The organism is Enterobacter sp. S-33, assembly GCF_028735835.1.
GTDB lineage: Bacteria > Pseudomonadota > Gammaproteobacteria > Enterobacterales > Enterobacteriaceae > Enterobacter > Enterobacter vonholyi.
Genome location: NZ_CP117838.1, coordinates 941,656 through 965,644, shown reverse-complemented (window position 1 = coordinate 965,644; position 23,989 = coordinate 941,656). Strand labels below are relative to the sequence as shown.

Sequence of the window (23,989 nt, the reverse complement as noted above, 5' to 3'; positions counted from 1 at the left end):
TAAGCAAGTTTGTCCATTAATGAATTTGCAATATTTAATTGCGGAGGGAATTATGCAGTTTCACTTCGAAAAGGTTCAATGAATGTTTCCATTAAGTCCGTATTCAGACAAAAAACACATCCAGACCACAAAGCATAAGGCGTCATAAAATAAATATTATAAAAACAGAATGTTAATGCACGGCCAAATCAATCGAAAAAACACCATAAAAATAATAAATCATTTTTGATTATGCATTCATTACCATATAGAAATAACACGAATATCTCATTCTTATCTCAGAGTTATAGTGACCTGCATTATATATTATTGGTAACAGGCAAACTCACCTGCCGCATTTTGCAAAAGCAAAATGCCCACTTTAGTAAAACACCCGTCGCCACTTTGAGGTACACTAGCCTTCTTTGTTCCACAAACATCAGGCATACCATGACCGATTTAATTGCACGTCCCCGCCGCCTGCGCAAGTCACCTGCACTGCGCGCTATGTTTGAAGAGACAACCCTGACCTTAAACGATCTGGTGTTGCCGATTTTTGTTGAAGAAGAGATCGATGACTACAAAGCCATCGAAGCCATGCCGGGCGTAATGCGCATTCCGGAGAAATATCTGGCGCGTGAGATCGAACGTATCGCCAACGCGGGTATCCGCTCGGTGATGACCTTCGGCATCTCCCACCATACTGACGCCACCGGCAGCGACGCGTGGAAAGAAGATGGCCTCGTCGCCCGCATGTCCCGCATCTGCAAAGAGACCGTGCCGGAAATGGTGGTGATGTCCGACACCTGCTTCTGTGAATATACCTCTCACGGCCACTGCGGCGTGCTGTGCGATCACGGCGTGGATAACGATGCTACCCTGCTGAACCTCGGCAAGCAGGCGGTCGTCGCGGCCGCTGCGGGTGCGGACTTCATCGCGCCATCTGCCGCAATGGACGGACAGGTTCAGGCGATTCGTCAGGCCCTGGACGCGGCCGGTTTCACCGACACCGCCATCATGTCTTACTCCACCAAATTTGCCTCCTCCTTCTACGGCCCGTTCCGCGAAGCGGCGGGAACGGCGCTGAAAGGCGATCGTAAAACCTATCAGATGAACCCGCTGAACCGCCGCGAAGCGATTCGTGAATCCCTGCTCGATGAAGCCCAGGGCGCAGACTGCCTGATGGTGAAACCGGCTGGCGCGTATCTCGATATCCTGCGCGACATCCGCGAGCGCACCGAGCTGCCGCTGGGCGCTTACCAGGTCAGCGGTGAGTACGCGATGATCAAATTCGCCGCGCTGGCGGGTGCAATTGACGAAGAGAAAGTGGTCCTGGAAAGCCTCGGCGCTATCAAACGCGCGGGCGCGGATCTGATCTTCAGCTACTTCGCGCTGGATCTGGCCGAGAAAAAAATTCTGCGTTAATCCGCTTTAGCGCCGGGTGGCGGCTTCGCCTGGCCCGGCCTGTTCTCTGCGCTAATCTTCACCAAACTGCAATACAACCGACATCTGCTCCTTCTACTGTCTTCGCAAGACGGCAGGAGGAGTAACCATGTTTAGCCTCGATAGCGTTCTCGACGATCTTTGGCCTCAGGCGAGGCCCGCCCCCTGGCAAAAAAGTCTGTTAAAAAGACTGTTCTACGAAGACGAATTTCAGCAATTTGCCGCAGCCCACCGCCACCTGAAAGGCCTGGATATGGTGGAGCAGGTTCTGGAGCACCTTGATATTCTCTGCACCGTTTCCGCCCGCGATCTCGAACAAATCCCCGAACATGGCCCGCTGGTCATCATTGCCAACCACCCGACGGGTACGCTGGACGGCCTGGCGCTACTGTATGCCGTCTCCCGCGTGCGGCGCGATGTTAAAGTCGTAACCAACCGGATGCTGACCCACCTTGAGCCCCTCAGCTCGCTGTTTATTCCGGTGGATAATATGGGCGGCAGGACGGCGAAATCGTCCCTGGTGCAGATGGAACAGCATCTGCAAAACGCGGGCGTGCTGATCTTCTTCCCGGCCGGAGAAGTTTCCCGCCCTACGCTCAAGGGCATTCGCGATAAGAAATGGCACTCCGGCTTTATCAAACTCGCCGGCAAGCTGCGCGCCCCGCTGCTGCCGGTGCATATTCAGGCGCATAACAGCCTGCTCTTTTATGCCAGCACGCTGGTCTCTCCGACGCTGTCGATGCTGCTGCTGATGCAGCAGATGTTCCGCCGCCGCCACAGCCAGCTGCCGATCAAAATCGGCCAGCAGATTACGTGGCATCACTGGCACAGCGCTAACCTTTCGTCGCGTGAGATGGCCGAGCAGTGCCGTCAGCACGTGATGCGTCTTGGCAAGGGATTGCCCGGGGTCTTTAAAACCCAGTGCGCGATTGCCCGTCCGGAAGACCGGGCCACACTGAAACGCGCGCTGGCGCAGGCCGAGAGCCTGGGAAAAACCAGCGACGGTAAAACCATCTATCTTTGGCAGCGAAACGGCCAGGAAGACGCCCCGCTGCTGCGCGAGCTGGGCCGCCTGCGCGAGATTGCCTTTCGCGCGGTGGAGGAAGGGAGCGGCAAACGCCGGGACACCGACAGCTACGACGATGATTATCTGCACCTGATCCTGTGGGATGAGGACGATCTGGAGATTGTCGGGGCGTATCGCTTTATGCCGACGGCCATGCAGATCGAAAAGCGCGGCGTTGAGGGGCTGTACAGCTATAGTCTGTTCCACTACGACGACAAAATGCAGGACGTGCTGGAGCACGGCATTGAGCTGGGGCGTAGCTTTATCCAGCCACGCTACTGGGGACGCCGCGGCCTGGACTATTTATGGTCCGGCATTGGTGCCTATCTGGCGCGTTATCCGCACTACCGCTACCTGTTTGGCCCGGTCTCCATTTCCGGCGGCTTACCGCCTGCCGCGCGGGATCTGCTGGTGGCATTTTATCGCCTGTGGTTCCCGGCGATGCATCCGCTAGCCGCCTCACGTCAACCGTATCCCGCATCGCTGCCGGACGTGCTCGCGCAGTTTGGCGGCGTGGATTACGTGGACGATCTGACAAAGCTGAAATCCCTGCTCGGCAATCTCGGCTGCGGCATTCCGCCGCTCTACAAGCAATATTCCGAGCTGTGCGAGCCCGGCGGCGTGCAGTTTATTGATTTTGGCAGCGACCCGGCGTTCAGCAACTGTATTGACGGGCTGGTGCTGGTGGATTTGTGTTATCTGAAGGCGAACCGCTATCAGCGGTATATTGAGGCGCATTTACAGCCCTCTCCCTAAAAGGGAGAGGGTTAGGGTAAGGGGATCAAGGCGCACGGTAAAACGGCTTATCCCCCAAAATCGTCGCCCGCTGCATAATCCGGCGTTGCGGAAGATAGTCCGCATTGGCGTAGTGCTGCGTCACGCGGTTATCCCAGATCGCCAGGTCATTCTCCTGCCAGCGCCAGCGAACCTGGAACTCCGGTTTGGTGATATGCGCGAACAGGAAACCTAACAGCGCCTCGCTCTCTTTCTCGGACACATCCACAATGCGCGTCGTGAATCCTTCGTTCACAAACAGCGCCTGCTTGCCCGTGACCGGATGGGTCCGCACCACCGGGTGCAGCAGCGGAGGATGTTTCGCAACCGCCTCCTGCCAGCGCTGATGTTCCTCTTCACTCTTGCGGTACTTGTACTCCTGGAACGATTTCTTGAAGTCATGCTCCGCCCGCAGCCCGCTCAGCAGCGTCCGGAACGGCACTGACAGCGCCTCATACGCCGCAATCCCGCTGGCCCACAGCGTATCGCCCCCCGTATCCGGCAGCAGCTTCGCCGCCAGTATCGCCCCCGCAGGCGGCGTCTCGATAAAGGTTACGTCGGTATGCCAGTTGTCGTTGTCCGGCGGATTATCGTTGTGGGTGTCGAGGACGATAATCTCCTCCACCCCTTCCGCATGCGGATAGACGGGGTGAATATGCAGATCGCCAAAGCGCAGGGCCAGCGCGCGCTGCTGCTGCGGAGTGATCGCCTGCTCGCGCAGGAATACCACCTGATGACGCAGCACCGCGTGGTACAGCTGCTCGAACTGGTTATCACTCAGCGGACGGGTCACATCCAGGCCCGATACCTGTGCGCCAATGTACGGCCCCAGCGGGGTAATGGTCAGACGTTCACTCATTGTATTTCTCCATGCCAGGGCGTCAGACGGCGCTGTAACGCGCGCAGCCCCAGTTCTAATCCGAAGGCGATCGCGGCGATCACCGCGATCCCTGCCAGCACCACGTCAGTCGCCAGGAACTCCCCCGCCGACTGCACCATAAAGCCAAGGCCGCGCGTGGCCGCAATAAGCTCTGCGGCCACCAGCGTGGACCAGCCCACGCCAAGGCCGATGCGCAGCCCGGTTAAAATCTCCGGCAGTGCGCCCGGTAAAATAACGAACAGCAGCACCTGCGTGCGGCTGGCTCCCAGCGACTGCGCCGCGCGGATCCGCACCTGCTGGGCGCTCTTCACGCCCGCCAGCGCCGACATGGCCACCGGGGCGAAAATCGCCAGATAAATCAGCAGGATTTTTGAGGTTTCACCGATGCCGAACCAGATCACCATCAGCGGCAGATAGGCCAGCGGCGGGACCGGACGGTAAAGCTCAATCAGCGGGTCGAGGATGCCGCGCACCGTCGGGCTCAGCCCCATCGCAATCCCCACGGGAATGCCGATAATCACCGCCGCCAGCAGCGCCACCAGAATGCGTGCCAGGCTAGCGCCTAAGTGCTGCCAGAGCGTGGCATCCATAAAGCCCTGCGGGCCGGCGATGGTAATGAGTTTGGCCAGCACCTGTCCCGGCGGCGGCAGAAACAGCGGGCTGACCCACTGCAGGGCAGCAACTGCCCACCACACCGCCAGCAGCACCAGCAGCGTACCGACGCTCAACGTGATTTGACGTGAGAAAGGCCAGCGCAGCGCCAGACGCGTGCGGCGCGTTTTTTCACTGAAGATGATGCTCATGAGAAAGCCTCCCGCTGTTCAAACACGCGGCTTAAAACGTACTCACGCTGTTCGATAAACAGCGGATCGGATTTGATGCCGCGCACGGGTTCCCCCGCGACGTAGCGGCGGGCGAAATCCAGCGGCAAACGCTCCAGCACGCGGCCCGGCCCCGGCGAGAGCAGCACCAGCTCGGTGGCCATAAACACCGCCTCTTCGATATCGTGGGTAATCAACAGCACCTGCTTGCCCGTCTCATGCCACAGGCGCAGCAGCAGGGTTTGCATCTGCTCGCGGGTGAAGGCATCCAGCGCCCCGAACGGCTCGTCCAGCAGCAACAGCTGCGGATTCGCTGCCAGCGCGCGGGCAATACCGACGCGCTGCCGCTGGCCGCCGGAAAGCTGCCAGATAAAGCGTTTTTCCGCCCCTTCCAGCCCCACTTTTTTCAGCATCGCCCGCGCCGTTTCCAGCCGCTGTTCGCGGTTGATGCCCGCAAGCTGCAGCCCAAACGCCACGTTTTCCTGCACGTTGCGCCACGGGAGCAGGCCTTCATTCTGGAAGACCACGCCGCGCTCGGCGCCGGGGCCTTCCACCTTTTTGCCTTCCAGCTGAATGGTGCCATGCTGATAAGGGACAAACCCGGCGATCAGATTGAGCAGCGTGGTTTTTCCGCACCCGGACGGGCCCAGCACCACCAGCAGTTCACCGCTGTCCAGCGTCAGGTTGATATCCTCCAGCGCGGGTTTACCACCGTAATCAGCAGACAGATTTGTAATATTCAGCATGGCGTACTCCTTATTTCACAAAACGATCGGTTACGTACTGGCTGTAATCCGTCGCCACCGCGGGCACTTTGCCCTGCTCTTTCAGGAAGGTGGCGGTATCTACAATCGCTTTGTTTACCGGCCCGGTCAGCTGCTGCACCTGCTGCGCGGGGGTCAGATAGGTATTGCCCTTCACCAGCCCCGGCACGTCCGCTTCCGGCACGCCGCTCAGGCGGGAGAGTTTTTCCAGGTTAGCGGGCTGCTTCAGCCATTCATCAGGATTGCTGATGTACGGCTGCTGGGCATCAATCGCGCTTTTGGCGAAGGCTTTCACCACCTCAGGATGTTTCTCGGCGAAGTCTTTACGTACGACCCACACGTCGAGAGTTGGCGCCCCCCACTGGCCCACTTTTTCGGAGTCGGTCAGCACGGTGCCGTCTTTTTCCAGCTCGTTCACGGCCGGTGCCCACACATAGGCCCCGTCAATGTCGCCACGCTGCCAGGCCGCGATAATCGCCGGCGGCTGGAGGTTGATAATTTGTACCTGCCCCGGCTTGATGCCCCAGTGTTTCAGCGCCGCCAGCAGGCTGTAGTGGGTGGTGGAGATAAACGGCACGGCGATGCGTTTGCCGATCAGGTCTTCCGGTTTGGTGATGTTTTTCTTCACCACCAGCGCTTCAGAGTTACCGAGCTGCGAGGCGAGCAGGAACACCTCAATCGGCACCTGCTGGCTGGCCGCAACCGCCAGCGGGCTGGAACCGATATTGCCGATCTGCACGTCGCCGGAGGCTAGCGCACGCACCACGGACGCGCCGCTGTCAAACTTGCGCCAGTCGACTTTCGCGCCGCTCTCTTTGGCAAAGGTGTTGTCCGCCTGCGCGACTTTCGCCGGTTCCGCAGAAGTTTGATACGCGACGGTGACGTCCACCGCCTGCGCCTGAAATGCCCACAGCGCCAGTGCGCCGAGTAGTGTGATTCGCGATGAAATTGCCATAGTGCCTGCTCCCCTTGTTGTTATGAGGGCAGTATTTCCAACGCGGGAATTTTGATAAAGGAATAAAAATGAATCGCTCATAACGATTCGTTTTTAGATAAAAAGCGGGAAAGGATAGTTGGTTTTGTGCGGTTCGTTTTTTCCCCTCTCCCCGTGGGAGAGGGTCAGGGTGAGAGCATCAGCGCTGCGCGTTCAGCTCAGCAATATCCTTCGGCGTGGTGCGACAGCATCCGCCAATCAGCTTCGCGCCGGCTTCCAGCCACTGCGGCAGATACCCCGCCAGCGTCTCGCACGCTTCACCGTGGTGGTGCCAGGTTTTGGTCACTGCGTCATAATGCTCGCCCGAGTTCGGGTAGACCACCAGCGGCAGCGGCGTCAGGCTTTGCAGATGCTTCAGCGCGGCCGTGGTGTTTTCCAGGGCGATACAGTTAATGCCCAGTGCGACAATGTGCGGCGAGTTTGCCAGCACGCTGACCACGTCACGCAGCGGCGTGCCGTCGCTCAGGTGCTCGCTGTCCCGCAGGGTAAAGGAGAACCACGCCCGGGCGCGGGGATACTCGGCCAGAAGCGCCGCCAGCGCCTTAGTCTCGGCAAACGAGGGCAGCGTTTCGCAGGCCAGCAGGTCAGCGCCCGCGTCCAGCAGCGCTTCCACGCGCGGCCGGTGGAAGTCGGTAAATACTTCCGCACTGCGCACGTAATCGCCGCGATACTCTGAGCCATCCGCCAGATACGCGCCATACGGCCCAACGGATCCCGCCACCAGCAGCGTGCCCGCATGCGGATTTTCAGCCAGATACGCTTCACGCGCCTTACGCGCCAGCTCCACGCTTCTGCCAATAAGCGCCCGGGACTGCGCCTCGTCGAGGCCGCGCGCCGCAAAGCCCGCAGGCGTGGCCTGATAGCTGGCGGTGATCGCCACCTGCGCGCCCGCGCGGTAGTAATCAAGGTGCACTTCACGGATAAGCTCCGGGTTTTCCATCAGCACTTTGGCAGACCAGAGGCTGTCTGCCAGGTTACAGCCGCGCGCTTCCAGCTCCGTCGCCATCGCGCCATCCAGCACCACAAACGGCTGCTTTTCAAGGAGGGCGGTAAGCGGATTATTCTGCGACATGTTCAGGCTCCTGCGATGTCATATTTCGGGTCAGGTAGTAGGCACCATAACACAGGGCGACAAACGGGATCCCGCAATAAAGGGCAATGCGCTGGCTTGGGTCAAACCACAGGCCGACACAGGCCACTACGCAGAGGATAAACCCGAGCACTGGCACAAGCGGATACCACGGCGCGCGGTACTGCAGCGCAGAGAGCGGCTGCCCGGACTGCAGATGGCGACGACGGAAAACGAAGTGCGACGCGCAGATGCTGATCCAGACGGCCACCACCGCAAAGCCCGAAATTGCCGAGAGCGCCACGAACACCGTGTCCGGCGCCACCACGCTTGAGAACAGCGCCAGCACGCCGCCGAGCATAGAAACCGAGAGCGCCGTCAGCGGCACGCCGTTTTTGTTCACCCGGGCAAAGCAGCGCGGCAGCGTTTTCTCATTAGAGAGCGACCATAGCATGCGCCCGGAGGCATACAGCCCGGAGTTCGCCGCCGAAAGGATCGCCGTCAGGATCACGAAGTTAAAAATATCCGCCGCGTAAGGAATACCGACCTTTTCAAACACCAGCACGAACGGGCTCTTTTCCACGCCCGCCTGCTGCATCGGGATCAGCGCCGCCAGCACAAACACGGTGCCGATAAAGAAGATGATGAGGCGCGCAATGGTAGTGCGGATCGCGACCGGAATCACCTTGTGCGGATTTTCAGTTTCCCCCGCCGCAATACCGATGAGCTCGGTCCCGGAGAAGGCAAAGTTCACCGCCACCATGGTCATCAGGATCGGCAGGCCGCCGTGCGGGAACCAGCCTTCGGCGGTAATGTTGCTTAAGCCCGGCGCGGGTGAACCATCCTGCATCGGGATAAAGCCAAAGACCGCCGCGCCACCCAGAATAATAAAGGCGATGATGGTGATGACTTTCACCAGCGAGAACCAGAATTCGCCTTCAGCAAAGAAGCGCGTCGAGATGACGTTCAGGCCAAAAATCACCACGCAGAAGACAACGCACCACGCCCAGACGGGCACCTGCGGGAACCAGTACTGCATGCAGAAACCCGCGGCGGTGAAGCTCGAGCCGAGCGCCACCGTCCAGGTGAGCCAGTAGAGCCATGCCACGGTGTAGCCCGTCGCCGGGCCAAGATAGCGAGCGGCATAGACGTGGAACGCGCCGGTTTCCGGCATCGCTACGGAAAGTTCGCCCAGACACTGCATCACCAGCCAGACCACCAGCGCGCCTATCAGGTACGCCAGCAGCGTGCCCGCAGCCCCGGTCGTGGAAATGATGTAGCCGGTATTGAAGAATAACCCTGTCCCAATCACGCCACCCAGCGAGAGCATAATCAGGTGGCGTGTTTTCATGGTGCGCTTAAGCTGCCCATTTTCTTGTTGTGTTTGCATATTACCTTCTATACGTATGGACATCTAAACATCCAAAGAAGGTGTGTTATACCGCGATTGTTAATAAAAAGCTAGATGACCAGACGCAAACGGGCGCGCCGCGCGCTGAGTCTGGGGTGGGTTGTGAGGATCACATAGAGAATCGGACGCCAGGCCATAAGCACCTCCGCAAGCAGATACTTACAGCATGGTGCGGGAAAAGGCGAACTTCGGTCAGTCGAAAGTGGTATCCGTGAAGAGCGGAGTCATACCGCAACACTGCCCGGCGCAAGGGTTGGTAATTCTCACAATCAGTTCTATAGTCGACACTGCTTATTCGTTACCAGGAATCACTATGCGCTTTAATGGACTGACTAAAGGTTTTTTTATTTTCATTCTCGCCCTCGTCACCTGGGCCTTCTTCGACGTGCTGTCGCCCTACTTCTCCGCCATTCTGTGGGCCGCCATTCTGACCGTTATCTTCAATCCGGTAAAAAACAAGCTGCGCGCCGCGCTGGGGGATCGCAACGGGCTGGCCTCGCTGTTGACCATCGGTATTATCTGCCTGATCGTCTTTATTCCGCTGATGGTGATCCTCTCCTCGCTCGCCATTGAGCTGAACGTGGTTTACACCAAACTGCAGGAGAACAATACCCAGTTCCCGGAAGTGGTGGCGAGCATCTTCAACCACCTGCCTGACTGGGCCAGCGGCTTCCTGGCGGACCACAATCTGACCAACGCGGCGCAGATTCAGAAAAAACTCTCCGATGTCGCCCTACAGGGCGGGCAATATCTCGCCGGCAGCGCGTTCCTTATCGGCAAAGGCACGTTTGGCTTTGCGATTAGCTTCGGCATTATGCTTTATCTGCTGTTCTTCCTGCTGAAAGACGGCCCGTATCTGGTGCGCCAGATCCTCGACTCTCTGCCGCTGTCTGATTTCGCCAAGCAGCACCTGTTCGCCAAATTCGTCGGCGTGTCGCGGGCCACGGTAAAAGGTACGGCGGCGGTGGCGGTGGTTCAGGGCATCCTCGGCGGGATTGCGTTTGCTATTGCCGGTATTGACGGCAGCGTGCTCTGGGGCGCGCTGATGGCCTTCCTTTCCCTGGTGCCCGCCATCGGCTCGGCGATTGTCTGGGTGCCCGCCGCAATCTTCCTCTTCGCCACGCACCAGATCTGGCAGGGGCTGTTTATTGTCGGCTTCTTCGTGATCGTCGTCGGGCTGGTGGACAATATCCTGCGCCCGCTGCTGGTCGGAAAAGACACCAAAATGCCGGACTACCTGATTCTGATCTCCACCCTCGGCGGCATGGAGCTGTACGGCATTAACGGCTTTGTGATTGGGCCGCTCATTGCCGCGCTGTTTATCGCCTGCTGGAACCTCTTCTCAGGGCGCGATCACGAAGGTAACGCCGAAGAGCTGGACCCCGACTTCATCGAAGAAGGAAAAAATCCTCCAGATTTGTAAGGACGTGACGATAAAGACCACACCAGGCGGCACTGAGCCGCCTTTTTTTTCGCCTTAAATCAGACGTTTTCTATAATTTGAAGAACGCCATCCTACTCATGTCGTAAAAGGATCATCTGGTGCGAATCGCGACGATAACAAACTGGGCCTATGGGGCCACGGTCTGCCTGACCATCGCCTCCGGCATCATCATGCTGATGGCGTCCAATGCGGATAACCTCGAGCGCCAGGCCGTTGAACAACGGCAGAAATTTGATCAGCTGACGGAAGATATCGAAACCGATATCTGGGCGCAGTCTGATTTAGCACGGCTGTACGTCATCAAAAAAGATCCTCAGGCTCTCAAGGAATATAACCAGGCAGAAAACAGCCTGAAGCGCATCGAGCTTCGACTGGAAAAGCTGCAGGATAATGGCGCATCGGATGAAGAACTGGCCCTGCTGCATGAAGGAATAAAGATCGTCGATGAGCTGCAGGACGAACAGCAAACCGCCCTCGCCAGCCTTGAACGCGGAGAAGACGCCCAGGCCGTAGCCTTGCTCTATGGTCAGCCCTATGAGCAGGAGCTTGAGCGCGCGCAGAATCAGCTCGATCACTTCCGCCAGATACTCGATAAGCGCGTCATAGCCGCCGTTCAGGAGGCGACAAAAAAATCGAAAGCGCTGCGTACCGCCTCTGAGCTGACGGTCGGCCTGACCGCCCTGCTGTTCCTGTTTGTGCTCGGCTTTATATTAAAACGCCGCGTGCTCCGCCCCGTGGTCCGCCTGAGCGACGTGGTGCACCGTCTGGCATCCCAGGATTACGCGGTTGAAACGCCCAATTTCAACCAGATCGATGAGATAGGCGATATGGCCCAGGCCATCAGCATCTTTCGTGAAAACGGCCTGGCGCGGCAGCGTCTGGAAAAAGAGCGCGATGCCGACTGGGCCATCCGCGAGCTGCTGGCGCGCATGACCCAGCGGCTGCAGGGGTGTGAGAACTTTAACGATGTGATTAACGTGGCGGAGCTGTTTGCTCCCAATATCGCGCCGGGGATCGCGGGCCGACTCTACGTCCTTGATCGCGAACCGTGGCAGATGCGCTGCGTCGCGCAATGGCTCTCGCCGGTTGGTGAAGAGACGACGTTCCATCCGGACGAGTGCTGGGCCGTGCGTCGCGGGCAGAGTCACCCGCCGGTGAACGGCGAGCCGGATATTGCCTGCTACCATCTTCCGCCATCGCAGGCAGAAAGCGCCCTTTGCGTGCCGCTTATCGCTCAGGGCGAGGCCATTGGCCTGCTCTCCTTCCAGAATATCACAGCGGACAATGCCCCTTCTCGCGCGTATCTGGAACTGATGGCCGAGGCGCTCGGGCTGGCGCTGGCCAACCAGCGTCTGCGCGACGCGTTGCTGGAAAAAGCGTTGTTTGACCCGCTCACCGGCCTGCGTAACCGTCATCATCTTGAAGATACTCTGCAAACCCAAACGGCGCAGGCGATACGCACTGGCGTACCGTTAAGCTGCATGATGATTGATATCGACCACTTCAAGAGCATTAACGATCGGTTCGGCCATGAAGCGGGCGATCTGGTGATCAAAAGCGTGGCGTCAATTGTTCAGCGGGCCGCACATGACAACGGACTGGCATTCCGCTACGGGGGCGAGGAGTTTCTGGTGCTGCTTTCCGGTGCCGATGAAGCAGAAGCGTACGCCTGCGCGCAGAAGATTTACACCGGCGTGCATGAGCTGTCGATTCGCTACGGGCTGACCGAGATTGGGCCGGTGGACGTGTCGATTGGCATTGCCAGCTACCCGCAACATGCCCAGACCGACAACCTGCTGCGCGCCGCGGATGTGGCCTTGTACCGAGCAAAAGAGCTGGGACGCGCGCGGATTGTGAGTTTTGGGATGCTGGAGGCGGGCTGACGCTGATTCTCGCGCCCTGACTTTCCCCGATTCAGGCGCGCGTGATAGCCCAAAGCACCACAATCCCCAGGGCATTGCTTCGCTTTTCCACATACAGGGTGGTATCGGAATAAACGTTACCCTGAGGGTTACAGATGCGGATCTCCTTCTTTAATTCCGGCTCGTAGACTTCCGCACCCGAGCAGCTGTGGCGGGTACTGGATTCATACCGGTAAGGTTTGCTCCAGCCCGAATAGTTCCCCTCCAGCAGCCAGGCCGTTGTAAAGACCACGAACATGGCAACCGGCAGGCTGCAAATAAAGAAGCCGAGGTAGATTTTTACCGCGTCAGCAAGGCTCTTACCTTTCAGTCTCCCCTTTCTGATGAAATAGACCATCGGCACCAGCGCCAGCAGCAACGCCCCACAGGCAAGGTACTGCTCCCCGCGGATCGAAAGGTATGTCACGCGGTAAATGTTGACTGACCAGACCACAAAACCCGATATCAGTGCTATCCCGCCCGCGATGAGAGGGATCCAAAAGGAAAAACGCGCTTTTTTCATGGTGGACTAGTCCTTGTCATTCTTGTCGGGTCAGAAGGTCAATCATTGCCCGGGTGGCTGCTGACTGACGTCGGTGCGGGGCAAACAGCACGGAGAAAGGTCGCGATCGTCCCCGAAGGTGCGGCAGCACCTCAACTAACTGGCCGCGCTCTATTCTGTCGCGAACGATAAATTCATAGCTCTGGCAGATCCCCATCCCCTGCTCCGCCAGCGAAACCACGCCGAGTACATCGTCTGATATTTCGATAGTTGAACCCGGCATCCAGTCAATATCGCGCCCTTCGTCATGAAATACCCAGGGGGCGATACGCCCGGTGCGCGGCATGATAAACGGCAGGCACTGATGGCGCTGCAGCTCTTCCAGCGTCTGAGGCTTTCCTCTCCGATGCAGGTAGCCCGGGGAGGCGACCAGGAGCAATGCCGCGTCTTCCAGCTTACGCGCCACAAGTCCACTGTCAGGCAACTGTCCCAGACGGATCGCCAGATCGAACCCCTCTGCGATCAGGTCAACGTTGCGATTGGTAATGTTCAGCTCCACCTGTACGCGGGGGTAGCATTGATTGTAGTGCGCCAGCAGCGGCGGCAGGCGGTAGTGGGCATAGGTGGTCGGGACACTCATTCTCACGCGACCGGTCAGATCGCCCTCCTGACCCCGGCCAACGCGTTCGGCGTCATCAAGCAGAGAGAACGCAGAACGCGCCTGCTCAAGATAGACGCGTCCGGCTTCAGTCAGCCCCACACGGCGGGTCGTGCGCTGTAATAGCTGCCGTCCAAGACGCGCTTCCAGGCGAGTAACCGCGCGGCTCAGTACCGAAGGGGTGGTTGAAAGGGCAACCGCTGCGGCAGTAAATGAGCCGTGTTCAACCACAGCAATGAACACTTCAACGTCGCCTAGGTAATCGAATTTCCGGCTCATTTTGCTCTCTCAGGAACAAATGTTTTTCAATTTGGCTAATTTATCTCCCGTTGGGCGATGAGTAAAGTGGCCAGCATTCATCACCTGAACGTTCCACTGGAGCCTGTCAATGTTCAACCGCCCCTTTATTCTGCCCGCCATCGCAATGGCGGCGTTGTTCTCTTTTCCGAGTGTTGTCAACGCGGCGAACCACGCGCCTCTGGAGCGCTGGCGAAGCTACGCTGGCGTGAGCTGGGATACCGCTCAAGACGGAAAGATACCTGCGACGTTCTCCGGTTCGGTCAATGCCCCTATTGCGGGTATCCACTTTGATGCAATGGACCGGGCCTTTGTCAGCACGCCCCGGCTGGTTTCCGCCGCAGCACCCGCCACGTTAAGCATTCTGGATACAACGGTACAGTCCGGCCCTGCCCGCCTGACGGCGTTTCCATCCCGCGAGGGGAATGCGGTGAGCACCGATCCCTCTCAGAACCTGCGTAACGTGCTCGGTTTTTATATTGACCGTAAAAACGGCTGGCTTTGGGCGCTGGACATGGGGTTTGTTGCAGGGGAAACAGAGTCCCCCGTGGGGTCGCAAAAACTGGTCGTGCTGGATCTCAGCTCAGGCCGAACCATTAAACGTATCGCCCTGGACGGCGTAGCGGACCGCAAGGCAAGTTTCCTTAATGATGTGGTTGTCGATGAGAACCGCCGTGTCGCCTATATCTCCGACAGCGGCTCGCGGAGTGCGCCTGAAAACCAGGTGGGACTAATTATCGTTGATTTCGCCGCCGGTACAGCCCGGCGCGTGCTCGATCGTCATCCTGCGCTGCAGATTGAGCCAGGCGTTAACGTCGTCTCGCACGGGGCTGAAGTCTGGCCAGGTAAACCATTACTGATTGGAATTAATGGCATCGCACTTTCTCCCGATGCGGGCACGCTGTACTGGACGGTGACAACCGGCACGCGCGCGTATGCGGTACCGACCGCGATACTGAGGCAGCCCGCGTCAACCGATGCGCAAATTGCCGGGCAGATCCGCAATCTGGGGAGCGTGGGGGGCAACACCGACGGAATGGTGACAGATGTAAAAGGTAACCTCTACATTACCGATGTTACACGCAATGGCATCGTCAGATACGATCCTGAGAGCCTTTCCATGTCGCTGATTGCGGCAAGCCAAGACGTCCACTGGCCAGACACGCCGGCAATCCGTCCGAACGGAGACCTGGTATTTACCTCGAGTCGCCTCAATGACCACTTCGCGGGAGCCGTTAAACCGGGAGAGGAACGCTATGATGTGTGGCGCTTGCCTCTCAGTGCTTTACAAAAATAAGAGCAAGTAAACCAGGAGCCCAGCATAAATGGGCGCATAATTTCAGATGATTTTATTTCCTTAAAAGCTGCACGTGATGTCTTTCTCCCGCTCAGAAGGAAGTGGTTAAGATTACATTCCAGGGAATTGTAGTGAGGCGCGTTTTACTTCGCGCTTCACCGAAGTAACGCACGTTTGCACAAAGTAGGCTGGGCCTCCGCTACTCAAAGGATAATAAAATGAAAACCCAGCAGGTCGATTTTGCTTCTTTATATTTTGGTACACCGGTCGCCATTATCTCCAGCCAAAATCCTGACGGTTCAACAAACCTGAGCCCGATCTCATCGTGGTGGATCCTTGACCGGAATATCGTGTTCGGGCTTGGCACCTCCGGAAAGTGTTATGAAAATATCACGAGTAACCCAGATATTGTTCTGAACATTCCGGACAGCAGGCTCTGGCCGAATATTGAAGCTATCGCAGATAAAACGGGGAAAGCATCGCCACCGGAATGGAAGAAAAAGATGGGATATGTTTTTGAACAGGACAAGTTTAGCTGCGGAAATTTCCATAAAGAAAAGGCGGTAACGATTAACTCGTTGAGAATTAAGGAGTGTCCTGTACAAATAGAGGCTAAAGTTTGTGGAAGATCGCCGCTGACCGGTTCGCAAGAGAACCTGGTGTCCGTTGATGCCATGATAACCTGCGTCCACATATCTGAAGCATTATTAATTCGTACTCAGAGAGGTGTAAAATTTAATGTGGAGAAATGGAACCCCCTCTATTACATATTTCGCCACTATTTCACGCTGGGTAACCGACTCGGTCAAAATTTCCGACACGATGAGTAACCCGGTCTTATGACAGCGGAAAGATTTAAACTTTTCGTGATATTCTTTCTTTACGCCCCTTAGTTCCTATACTCGAGCCATATTCGCCACTGTATTACCACATGTCATGCACGATACGTTGTGCATGACAGGTGATGGTATTTTGTTCTGGAAAAACGTCTATGTCGAAACTGGATTTGAGGTCCAAAAAAACCTGGGGCGCGCTGGCAGCGATCGCCGTTGTCGCCGGTACGTTAGCATCTGCTTTTGCATGGACGGCGGGCTGGCTTGGGTCACGCACGGTCAGCCAGGCACTGGTGGGTGAAACACCGAAACCCTTCCCGCCGGGTTTTCGTCGCGCGCATGGAAAAGGCATCTGCTTTGCCGGAACCTTTACGCCAAACGGCTCGGCTGATTCCCTTTCAACCTCCCGCCTCTTCTCGCAGCAGGAAGTGCCCGTGGTGGGCCGATTCTCTATTGGTACTGGCGATCCCCATGCCCCGGATAGTACGACCAAAACCCTGAGCATGGCGCTGCTGCTGAAGACAGATGACAAGCAACAATGGCGAATGGCGATGAACAACGAGCCTTTCTTCGCCACGCACAGCCCGGAAGGTTTTCTGGCCTTGCGAAAAGCCACTGCTGTTGATGCTGCCACCGGAAAACCGGACCCGCAGCGTCTCAAAGACTTTTTAAAAGCGTACCCTGAGGCGGAGAAATATCTTAAATGGGCGGCACAAAAACCCGCGCCCGGCAGCTTCGCGGGCGCGACGTTTTACAGCATTAACGCCTTTTACCTTGTGAACGCGCAGGGGGATCGCCAGGCCGTTCGCTGGATGATGCGTCCGCACGAGCCTTTCCTGTCGATAAGCGATGAGCAACGACAGAAAGCCGATGACAACTTCCTGTTTGAAAACCTGCGTCAGCGCCTGGCGCAAAAGCCACTCTACTGGGATTACGTTTTGCAGCTCGCACAGCCGGGCGATCCGGTAGATGATCCTTCCCAGCCATGGCCGGACGATCGCAAAAAGATGGTGGCCGGCACGCTGGAAGTGACGCGCGTCGAAGCACAATCCACAGGCGCGTGCCGCGACGTTAACTTTGATCCTTCTGTCGTTCCAGCAGGCGTTGCGGTGTCTGACGATCCCATCTTAAACGCCCGCTCTGCTGCCTACTCCCACTCTTTCAGCCGCCGCGAGCGGGAAATCGGCTACGGCAAGGCCACCGAAGCCGTGCAAAAACAGGAGGTAAAATGAGCTCGAATAAAGATATGCGAGAGCACGCGCCGCAGCATTTCAATATCCTGGCGCGAAGCCTGCACTGGCTGATGGCGGTGATGATCCTGGCGATGCTGTTCATCGGTGTCGCGATGATGACGTCGTTGCATCACCGGATTTGGTTAATCGACCTGCACCGGCCGCTGGGTGTCGCCATTTTACTGCTGGCACTGGTGCGTCTGGTCAACCGGCTTCTTAGCCGGACGCCGCCACTTCCTGCCGATTTGCCCGTCTGGCAGGTGCTTGCCGCAAAGGCATCACACTGGATGCTGTATGCGCTAATGCTGGCAATGCCGCTACTGGGCTGGGCGCAACTGTCGGCAGCGGGCCTGCCGATTGTGATGTTTGATGGCGTCAACCTGCCGGCGATTGTCCCTGCCAGTCCAGCACTGTATGCCTGGTGTCACGACGCCCATAGGCTTCTGGCAAAGCTGCTTTTTGCTGTGGTGCTGGTCCATCTCTCTGCGGCACTCGTTCATGCATGGATCTACCGGGACGCAGTGTTTTCCAGCATGGCGAAAGGGGGTAAGTCGGCGGCGGCCACCCAGGATGGCCTCAAGTAAGCAAAGCGGTATGGGATACGCACAATCTGATGTTCGTGTCCTCGCTTATCAACGTCATCCTGAAACTACGGACACAACCGGGGCGCGTATTTAGTCTCCAGATTCGCGTCCCAAAAAGCCACGGACATCCAAAAATTGTCGTGGAAGTTAATATCAATCAATTAAAGCGATTATTTTTTAAACAGAAGAGCATTTATGCCCGCAATTTTAGCTTTTATCAAAAAGTTAAGCGTCGCTCGAGTATCAAACACCCTGCCACCTGCAACACCTAACTCATTGATTAAAATGAGTTTATATCAATAAAAACGATAAAACCCCTTACTTCCCAACAAAATATATCAACTCGTGTGATATCTAAATTATAATTCTTATACTTACGTTAAAAAGGTGGAGGTCAAAATGCGATTAACCCTACTGCTGTTATGCTGTCTTGTACAAAGTGTAACCTGGGCTGGCGACCTGCCAAAACCAGTTGGTAAACCCATTTTAACGATTTACGGTAATATAGAAAATACCAACGAAAATGGAAAAGCAGTGTTTGATCTCGCCAGCCTTGAAAAACTTGGAGTAGTGAGTTTCGAGACGACCTCCCCCTGGTATAACGGTCGTACGAAGTTTGAGGGTGTCCCAATGAGCAAGCTCATGGATTATGTGGGTGCAAAAGGTACAAACGTTAATGTTATTGCGCTCAATGATTACTCAACCGTCATCCCTCTCAGCGACTTTAAAAAATACAACGCCATACTTGCCTTAAAGGTCAATGGCGAATATATGCGCATCCGCGATAAAGGCCCATCGTTCATTGTATACCCCTATGACAGTCTTCCTGAGTTGAATAATCAGATTTATTACTCACGATCAGCATGGCAGGTTAGCAAAATGAAGATTGAGTAGTCGTTCAGGAGAACATAATGAACAGGATACTGGTTGGTATCATTTTTTCTCTTTTTATCACGACAGGATATATTGCATTCCTTGTTTACGATCGACAGCAGGAATTGCAAAAACTGACTCAATACACTGAGTCCTGGTCCGTGGCACAACTGGTATCAGAGTATTACCGTTTTGAATCATGGCTTGGTCTATACGCAACCGATACCGATGACGTTACGATAGACCAGGTCCGCATGCGCCTCGAAATTATGCTTAGCCAGGCCGATTTAATGAAGGGGGGAGATTTAGGTCGCTACATTGACAGCGATAAAACGCATCAGGAGCTGGCTTTACGCTTAGAAAAAATACTGACCTATCTCGATAGTCATCTTGAAAAAATGAGCCATCCGGAGTTAAAGGCATACCTTACAAATATGCATGAGCTCGATGCACCGCTCAGCCAGCTGTCTGCAACGGCATTAACAAAAGATATTAACACTGTTAATGAATCCAACAACAAAATACAAATACTGTATTATATTTACTCCGCACTTTCTTTGCTCCTGGTGATTTTAAGCTTTATTCTTGGCTTCCTAATGATCTACCAGAATAAAAACATTCTGAAAGCACACATGCAGGTCAAAAGCCTGGCTGATGAACTTCAAATATCAAAAGAAAAACTGCAAATTCAGAACTCGAAGCTGGAGTATGATGTTTATCATGACTCCCTCACCGGCATGAAAAACCGCCTTTTCTTCTGGGACGATCTTAACAAAATTAATCTTCAGGCAGATAAAAATCACGTCCCCGTCACGGTGATGTTATTTGATTTAGACCGGTTCAAAGAGGTCAACGATACCTATGGCCACGATACGGGAGATTTGCTCCTGAATCAGGTATCCCGACGGCTGACCTCGATGAGCAGCGCAACGGATACGTTTTACCGTTTAGGCGGAGACGAGTTTGCCCTTCTGTCGAGTGGACTCACCGAAACTGCTGCCGTTTCACGCGCCAAAGAAATCAGCGAGCATATTAGCCAGCCCTATACGATAAATAACCAGCTGATAAAAATCGCCACCTGCGTGGGTATCGTTTTATCTGATAATGAACGACGCTCTGATTATCTTTATAAATTTGCCGATCTGGCGCTCTACGAAGCCAAAAAAGAGGGTTCACAGCAGATAAAAGTTTTCCGTCAATGGATGCTGCAAAAGTTGCAGGAAAGCAGAACTCTTGAACATGATATGGCACTGGCGATCGATAACCGTGAATTCGTTGTTTATTATCAGCCTATTGTCGATTCATTCAGCAATGAGATTTACGGCTATGAAGCGCTGATTCGCTGGATACACCCGGTGAAGGGGATGCTTGCACCAGATTATTTTATTTCCGTCGCTGAAAAAACGGGGATGATCAATCAGATCGGCAAAACCGTGCTTGAGCTTGCCTGCCGGGAAGCAGTTTCCTGGGCCGTTCCGGCAAGGATCTCTGTAAACGTTTCGCCTATTCAGTTGGGAAATAAATCTTTTACAACGATGGTGCAGTCCATCCTGAAAGAGACTGGGTTACCGGCTAGCCGACTTGAGTTAGAGGTAACGGAGTCTTCACTCTTCAGTGACAGCAACATGCCGATCACTATTCTCAAAAAGCTCAGAGCGCTGGGTGTAAAAATTTCTATCGATGATTTCGGAACGGGTTATTCGTCACTCTCACGACTGAGCGAACTCAATTTTGATAAAATCAAAATCGACAAATCCTTTGTGAATCCGATATCCACGCAGGATGATGCCCTTAATATCGTTAAGTTAATTACCGGCATGGCGAAAAGCCTCAATATGCGGGTTATTGCAGAAGGTGTTGAAACCGAAGCGCAGCTTGAACGCCTTCAGGCGCTTGGCTGCGATCTCGTGCAGGGATACCTGTTCGGAAAACCCCAGGCTGAGATTGACAGTAAGATTAGATACGGTTGAAATGGTTGTCCGGTAGTTTATGGCCCAAAATCATATAGACGATTGATAATCAAAGGTTAAGCAATGAAAAAAACAGCCCCGGCCTATACGCCTGTTGATTTATCTCGTTGGCCAAGGAAGGAGCATTTTGAAGTCTTCCAGTCATTTGCTGAATGCACAATTAACCAAACCGTTCTGATCGACATTACCGCGCTGAGGAAACACATCAAAGAGGTTGGCTGGAAGTTTTACCCGACGATCATTTTTCTCCTGTCTGAAATTATGAACAGGCATCCTGAGTTCCGCATGGCTATGAAGGACAATGAGCTTGTCATATGGAATGAAGTTCATCCCAGCTACACCATTTTCCACCCTGAAACGGAGACGTTTTCGTCATTGTGGAGCCACTATGACGGCAACATTTATCACTTCCAGAACACCTATGCAGAAGATACGGCCCGCTATGGAAATATCCTTTCGTACTGGCCTAAGGAAGAGTCCCGGGAAAATGTCTTTTTCGTCTCGTCTATTCCATGGGTAACGTTTACCAACTTTACTATGAACATTGCGCACATGAAGAACTTCTTCTCCCCTATGTTCACGTTTGGAAAATACTACGAAAAGGATGGAAAAGTGTTGTTGCCTATGGCAGTGCAGGTCCATCATTCGGTGTGCGATGGCTTCCATGTGGCAAGGATGTTTAATGAGTTGCAGGAGATGTGTGATGGTTTGTCGGGGCTGTCAGAGGAGAGGAATGGCTGATGCACAAGGGACAAATGTTGTTTATTTGATAGTCGGAAGACTACGTTTAAAGTTGGTGCGATAATAGGAACAAAATCATCAACACAAAGGCATTGATTTTTAATCACTTTACTTAATTCGATCTTTTAACATACCCCCATAAGTACCCCCAAATGTTTGCATGTATGACTTAATTGCAGATCAGAACAACAAAATCAATCACTGCAATCGGCTCTGATTAAGTGCCTTATCTACAAAGGATGCTATTCAGGCCTTTTTTTTAGTAGCGCTCAAAAGTATCAGGTATCAGCCTCATAGCCGAGCTCATTCACTGTAGTGATGTGATGCCCCCTTCCCTGAAGCAGGCAGTGCCATACTTTACTGTCTCCGTTTGCTACGAGAGTATATAACATGAACCTGGGCAGACTTGCCCACACAGATTTAATCACGTCGTTTGCCTCGCGCCGACTAGGCCGCACTAGTAGATCTGGGTTTATTTTAAATGACACTAAACGCCTTTTACTATGCTGGCGCATTTCAGTCCACTTCGGAATGGTTCGATTGACCGACGTTGCACTGCTCGCACATAACCTGCAGGTTAGACAGTTTTTAACACCAGAGACGGGTATTTGCTACGTGGCTTGATATGACGTTGGTCGTAGTTGCTTTCAGAAGTAAGTCACGCTTGAAATATTAGGCTGCCGCTTGCCAGGAACGCAGTCAGGTGTTCAAATTTTATGCGGCAGTGTCGACTTCCATATAAGCCGTCAGAAATATCGTCCAACGTTCGTCCAAGTTGGTGGAGTTAATCGGCTTAACTGTCTTGATAGTCTTACCTTCATAAGCAGCCAGATCAGGATCGCTTTCCAAGATGGTGAGACTAAAATGTATTGTCATGGCCAGCGGATCAATCGCGCACATTCCAGCGTCAAACAAAGTATGCAAGTCGGCACGGAGCAGCAGGCCGTTTTTAAAGCTCGCACCACCTTTGCGGGCGTGCGCCAACAGGTGAGCCGCTTCGCAACGCATCAGGCTTGCACCGGAAATCACGCAGCGTTCAAAACAGTTCAACGCCACGTCAACACGGAATTGTGCCTGTGTACGGCGGCGCATACCGTAAAACGGTATATCGCCTTTAGCGTCGCGTTCCACCAGCTGACGAATTCGCGATTTACGTGGTTTGCGTACTCCCGATATGCGCTGTTTTGACTGGCTTGGCTCCTCTTCTTTTGGACTTGAAATAACGACATCAGGCGCTGTTTCGGTAACTAATACCGCTTTTGTTGTATCAGAAACACCCTCAACTGGATCGGCACCGTAAATTTTGTTGTAAAACGGTTTTGTATATTCCAGCTCGTTCTCCAATTCAAGTTTAGGATCCGACTCAGGCACTAGCAGAACCAGTTTAGGCGTGGCCAGCAGAAGGAATTCAGGCATTGGAGCGAACATTTGCGCCACCGCTAGCAACTCATCCTCGGTTAACGATGCAGTAGCTAAAAAAAGCGCTATGCGTTCTTTCTCGGGAATTCTGTTGAGTTTCTTATGGTTCATCCCTACCCAGCGGCGATACGATAGCACTCTCATATGTGGGAGGCCTTGAGCAATTTCCAATGGGTATTTTGGATAAAGCATCTGCGGTAAATTTTTCGCTGAAACTGATGTAATTTTCTCTTCTGTAAGAGTTGTGTCTTTACGCATTAGTTTTGCTGTACGTGCAACCGCGGCTGCACGCTTTGCCTGTAATGCCTCAGATTCTGCCTTTTGCTTATTGATCTTCGCTATCTTGCGATCTGCGTCGGCGTTACCATATAGCTCCAACTGTTTGAGAGTGGCGATCACCTTGCTCTTATCCATCCCACGAGTGAAGGTATATGTCTTACCCTTCCAGTTAAAGCGCACGTCATGCTGTTCAATGTGCACGCTCGCATCACCCTGATCAGTTTTTTCAAAGAAAAATTGAAACTCGGCGCGGCTTATCTTCATGATTTCGCATGCTGCTACCGTGGCCTGTGAGTGAGCTAGCATGTACGTAGAATCACGCGGACCGCAATGAACGGTGTTCCAACAACCCGGAGTCCAATTTCCGAAAGCGTAGTGATTTGCCTTCCAAACTCGTCGAGTATAATTAGCACGACTAATGACGTGCTTATAACCGTTGTGTTCACGAATAATCATTTCATTTCCCCGCTCGGCACGGCGATATTTTGGCCTGCCAGCTGTTGTCAACTTCCGCGCAAACGGCGTTATATTAACGGCGAACGGCCTTACAAGTACTTATGTAGTCTTCCAGTTCTCGCGAGGCTATCAGTTCGCAGCCTTCCAAATCACGGTGTTGGCTTCAAACGGTAAGCTTCGTACCAGGAGCTGACTTTCAACGCCGCAAATCACGGCAGACAAAAGTTACATTGCGAGGTCCGAGCAGCGCAGCTTTTTGGCTGTCCGTGTGTATTTGCCTTGCTAAACCCCGTTGTTCAAAT

General features: G+C 54.4%; 20 protein-coding genes. 11 read left to right on the top strand and 9 right to left on the bottom strand.

Annotated elements, in window-relative coordinates:
* Positions 1-429 precede the first annotated feature (429 nt).
* Positions 430-1,404, top strand: coding sequence for a porphobilinogen synthase (gene hemB / locus PUP35_RS04465; protein ID WP_028017695.1), 975 nt, complete (start codon positions 430-432; stop codon positions 1,402-1,404).
* Positions 1,405-1,531: 127 nt separating this feature from the next.
* Positions 1,532-3,244 (top strand): lysophospholipid acyltransferase family protein, encoded by a 1,713-nt coding sequence (locus PUP35_RS04460; RefSeq protein WP_274242196.1) that lies wholly within the window; start codon positions 1,532-1,534, stop codon positions 3,242-3,244.
* 25 nt (positions 3,245-3,269) lie between these two features.
* On the opposite strand, the gene tauD is transcribed toward PUP35_RS04460, so the two are convergent.
* The 6 genes from tauD to mmuP form a co-directional block, all read right to left on the bottom strand.
* A complete protein-coding gene (tauD, locus tag PUP35_RS04455) occupies positions 3,270-4,121 on the bottom strand; it encodes a taurine dioxygenase (protein WP_111963457.1) in 852 nt (283 codons plus the stop codon).
* Complete coding sequence (gene tauC / locus PUP35_RS04450; protein WP_274242193.1) at positions 4,118-4,945, bottom strand: taurine ABC transporter permease TauC; 828 nt, start codon at positions 4,943-4,945, stop codon at positions 4,118-4,120. The genes tauD and tauC overlap by 4 nt, the downstream gene beginning before the upstream one ends.
* On the bottom strand, positions 4,942-5,709 hold the full coding sequence (gene tauB, locus PUP35_RS04445; protein WP_115874316.1) for a taurine ABC transporter ATP-binding subunit: 768 nt from the start codon (positions 5,707-5,709) through the stop codon (positions 4,942-4,944). The genes tauC and tauB overlap by 4 nt, the downstream gene beginning before the upstream one ends.
* Positions 5,710-5,719: 10 nt before the next feature.
* Complete coding sequence (tauA, locus tag PUP35_RS04440; protein ID WP_001018397.1) at positions 5,720-6,682, bottom strand: taurine ABC transporter substrate-binding protein; 963 nt, start codon at positions 6,680-6,682, stop codon at positions 5,720-5,722.
* 178 nt (positions 6,683-6,860) lie between these two features.
* Positions 6,861-7,793 (bottom strand): homocysteine S-methyltransferase, encoded by a 933-nt coding sequence (mmuM, locus tag PUP35_RS04435; RefSeq protein WP_274242192.1) that lies wholly within the window; start codon positions 7,791-7,793, stop codon positions 6,861-6,863.
* A complete protein-coding gene (gene mmuP / locus PUP35_RS04430) occupies positions 7,780-9,180 on the bottom strand; it encodes an S-methylmethionine permease (RefSeq protein ID WP_008503244.1) in 1,401 nt (466 codons plus the stop codon). The genes mmuM and mmuP overlap by 14 nt, the downstream gene beginning before the upstream one ends.
* A gap of 334 nt (positions 9,181-9,514) precedes the next feature.
* Here mmuP and PUP35_RS04425 point away from each other — a divergent pair, with 334 nt between their 5' ends.
* Together PUP35_RS04425 and PUP35_RS04420 are read left to right on the top strand one after the other, a co-directional pair.
* Positions 9,515-10,624 carry an AI-2E family transporter gene (locus PUP35_RS04425; protein WP_024906767.1) on the top strand — a complete coding sequence of 370 codons (1,110 nt, stop codon included), beginning with the start codon at positions 9,515-9,517 and terminating at the stop codon, positions 10,622-10,624.
* Between the two features lie 119 nt (positions 10,625-10,743).
* A complete protein-coding gene (locus tag PUP35_RS04420) occupies positions 10,744-12,528 on the top strand; it encodes a diguanylate cyclase (protein WP_111963464.1) in 1,785 nt (594 codons plus the stop codon).
* A gap of 31 nt (positions 12,529-12,559) precedes the next feature.
* Here the strand turns inward: PUP35_RS04420 and PUP35_RS04415 are convergent, their stop codons facing one another.
* Together PUP35_RS04415 and PUP35_RS04410 are read right to left on the bottom strand one after the other, a co-directional pair.
* Complete coding sequence (locus PUP35_RS04415; protein WP_274242191.1) at positions 12,560-13,069, bottom strand: hypothetical protein; 510 nt, start codon at positions 13,067-13,069, stop codon at positions 12,560-12,562.
* 16 nt (positions 13,070-13,085) lie between these two features.
* Positions 13,086-13,985, bottom strand: coding sequence for a LysR family transcriptional regulator (locus tag PUP35_RS04410; RefSeq protein WP_274242190.1), 900 nt, complete (start codon positions 13,983-13,985; stop codon positions 13,086-13,088).
* 109 nt (positions 13,986-14,094) lie between these two features.
* Between PUP35_RS04410 and PUP35_RS04405 the strand changes: the two genes are divergently transcribed.
* From PUP35_RS04405 to catA, 7 genes are all read left to right on the top strand, one after another.
* Complete coding sequence (locus PUP35_RS04405) at positions 14,095-15,300, top strand: L-dopachrome tautomerase-related protein (RefSeq protein WP_274242189.1); 1,206 nt, start codon at positions 14,095-14,097, stop codon at positions 15,298-15,300.
* 218 nt (positions 15,301-15,518) lie between these two features.
* Positions 15,519-16,130: a flavin reductase family protein gene (locus PUP35_RS04400; RefSeq protein ID WP_274242188.1), complete on the top strand. Its 612-nt coding sequence runs from the start codon at positions 15,519-15,521 to the stop codon at positions 16,128-16,130.
* A 161-nt stretch (positions 16,131-16,291) separates the two neighbouring features.
* Positions 16,292-17,365, top strand: a complete 1,074-nt coding sequence (locus tag PUP35_RS04395) for a catalase family peroxidase (RefSeq protein ID WP_149366144.1) — start codon at positions 16,292-16,294, stop codon at positions 17,363-17,365.
* The gene (locus PUP35_RS04390) at positions 17,362-17,949 is read left to right on the top strand and encodes a cytochrome b (RefSeq protein ID WP_115874307.1); all 588 of its coding nucleotides are present in this window, start codon (positions 17,362-17,364) and stop codon (positions 17,947-17,949) included. The genes PUP35_RS04395 and PUP35_RS04390 overlap by 4 nt, the downstream gene beginning before the upstream one ends.
* Positions 17,950-18,348: 399 nt before the next feature.
* Positions 18,349-18,843: a molybdopterin-dependent oxidoreductase gene (locus PUP35_RS04385; protein ID WP_024909477.1), complete on the top strand. Its 495-nt coding sequence runs from the start codon at positions 18,349-18,351 to the stop codon at positions 18,841-18,843.
* A gap of 17 nt (positions 18,844-18,860) precedes the next feature.
* Positions 18,861-20,792: a putative bifunctional diguanylate cyclase/phosphodiesterase gene (locus PUP35_RS04380; protein ID WP_274242187.1), complete on the top strand. Its 1,932-nt coding sequence runs from the start codon at positions 18,861-18,863 to the stop codon at positions 20,790-20,792.
* Between the two features lie 63 nt (positions 20,793-20,855).
* Positions 20,856-21,533, top strand: coding sequence for a type A chloramphenicol O-acetyltransferase (gene catA, locus PUP35_RS04375; protein WP_274242186.1), 678 nt, complete (start codon positions 20,856-20,858; stop codon positions 21,531-21,533).
* A gap of 714 nt (positions 21,534-22,247) precedes the next feature.
* Here catA and PUP35_RS04370 read toward each other — a convergent pair.
* The gene (locus PUP35_RS04370) at positions 22,248-23,687 is read right to left on the bottom strand and encodes an HNH endonuclease signature motif containing protein (protein WP_274242185.1); all 1,440 of its coding nucleotides are present in this window, start codon (positions 23,685-23,687) and stop codon (positions 22,248-22,250) included.
* Positions 23,688-23,989: the final 302 nt, after the last annotated feature.

What these genes read in the sequence shown, in the direction of transcription:
- hemB (WP_028017695.1), top strand. Translation starts at nt 430, where the DNA reads ATGACCGATTTAATTGCACGTCCCCGCCGCCTGCGCAAGTCACCTGCA.
- PUP35_RS04460 (WP_274242196.1), top strand. Translation starts at nt 1,532, where the DNA reads ATGTTTAGCCTCGATAGCGTTCTCGACGATCTTTGGCCTCAGGCGAGG.
- tauD (WP_111963457.1), bottom strand. Translation starts at nt 4,121, where the DNA reads ATGAGTGAACGTCTGACCATTACCCCGCTGGGGCCGTACATTGGCGCA.
- tauC (WP_274242193.1), bottom strand. Translation starts at nt 4,945, where the DNA reads ATGAGCATCATCTTCAGTGAAAAAACGCGCCGCACGCGTCTGGCGCTG.
- tauB (WP_115874316.1), bottom strand. Translation starts at nt 5,709, where the DNA reads ATGCTGAATATTACAAATCTGTCTGCTGATTACGGTGGTAAACCCGCG.
- tauA (WP_001018397.1), bottom strand. Translation starts at nt 6,682, where the DNA reads ATGGCAATTTCATCGCGAATCACACTACTCGGCGCACTGGCGCTGTGG.
- mmuM (WP_274242192.1), bottom strand. Translation starts at nt 7,793, where the DNA reads ATGTCGCAGAATAATCCGCTTACCGCCCTCCTTGAAAAGCAGCCGTTT.
- mmuP (WP_008503244.1), bottom strand. Translation starts at nt 9,180, where the DNA reads ATGCAAACACAACAAGAAAATGGGCAGCTTAAGCGCACCATGAAAACA.
- PUP35_RS04425 (WP_024906767.1), top strand. Translation starts at nt 9,515, where the DNA reads ATGCGCTTTAATGGACTGACTAAAGGTTTTTTTATTTTCATTCTCGCC.
- PUP35_RS04415 (WP_274242191.1), bottom strand. Translation starts at nt 13,069, where the DNA reads ATGAAAAAAGCGCGTTTTTCCTTTTGGATCCCTCTCATCGCGGGCGGG.
- PUP35_RS04410 (WP_274242190.1), bottom strand. Translation starts at nt 13,985, where the DNA reads ATGAGCCGGAAATTCGATTACCTAGGCGACGTTGAAGTGTTCATTGCT.
- PUP35_RS04405 (WP_274242189.1), top strand. Translation starts at nt 14,095, where the DNA reads ATGTTCAACCGCCCCTTTATTCTGCCCGCCATCGCAATGGCGGCGTTG.
- PUP35_RS04400 (WP_274242188.1), top strand. Translation starts at nt 15,519, where the DNA reads ATGAAAACCCAGCAGGTCGATTTTGCTTCTTTATATTTTGGTACACCG.
- PUP35_RS04395 (WP_149366144.1), top strand. Translation starts at nt 16,292, where the DNA reads ATGTCGAAACTGGATTTGAGGTCCAAAAAAACCTGGGGCGCGCTGGCA.
- PUP35_RS04390 (WP_115874307.1), top strand. Translation starts at nt 17,362, where the DNA reads ATGAGCTCGAATAAAGATATGCGAGAGCACGCGCCGCAGCATTTCAAT.
- PUP35_RS04385 (WP_024909477.1), top strand. Translation starts at nt 18,349, where the DNA reads ATGCGATTAACCCTACTGCTGTTATGCTGTCTTGTACAAAGTGTAACC.
- PUP35_RS04380 (WP_274242187.1), top strand. Translation starts at nt 18,861, where the DNA reads ATGAACAGGATACTGGTTGGTATCATTTTTTCTCTTTTTATCACGACA.
- catA (WP_274242186.1), top strand. Translation starts at nt 20,856, where the DNA reads ATGAAAAAAACAGCCCCGGCCTATACGCCTGTTGATTTATCTCGTTGG.
- PUP35_RS04370 (WP_274242185.1), bottom strand. Translation starts at nt 23,687, where the DNA reads ATGATTATTCGTGAACACAACGGTTATAAGCACGTCATTAGTCGTGCT.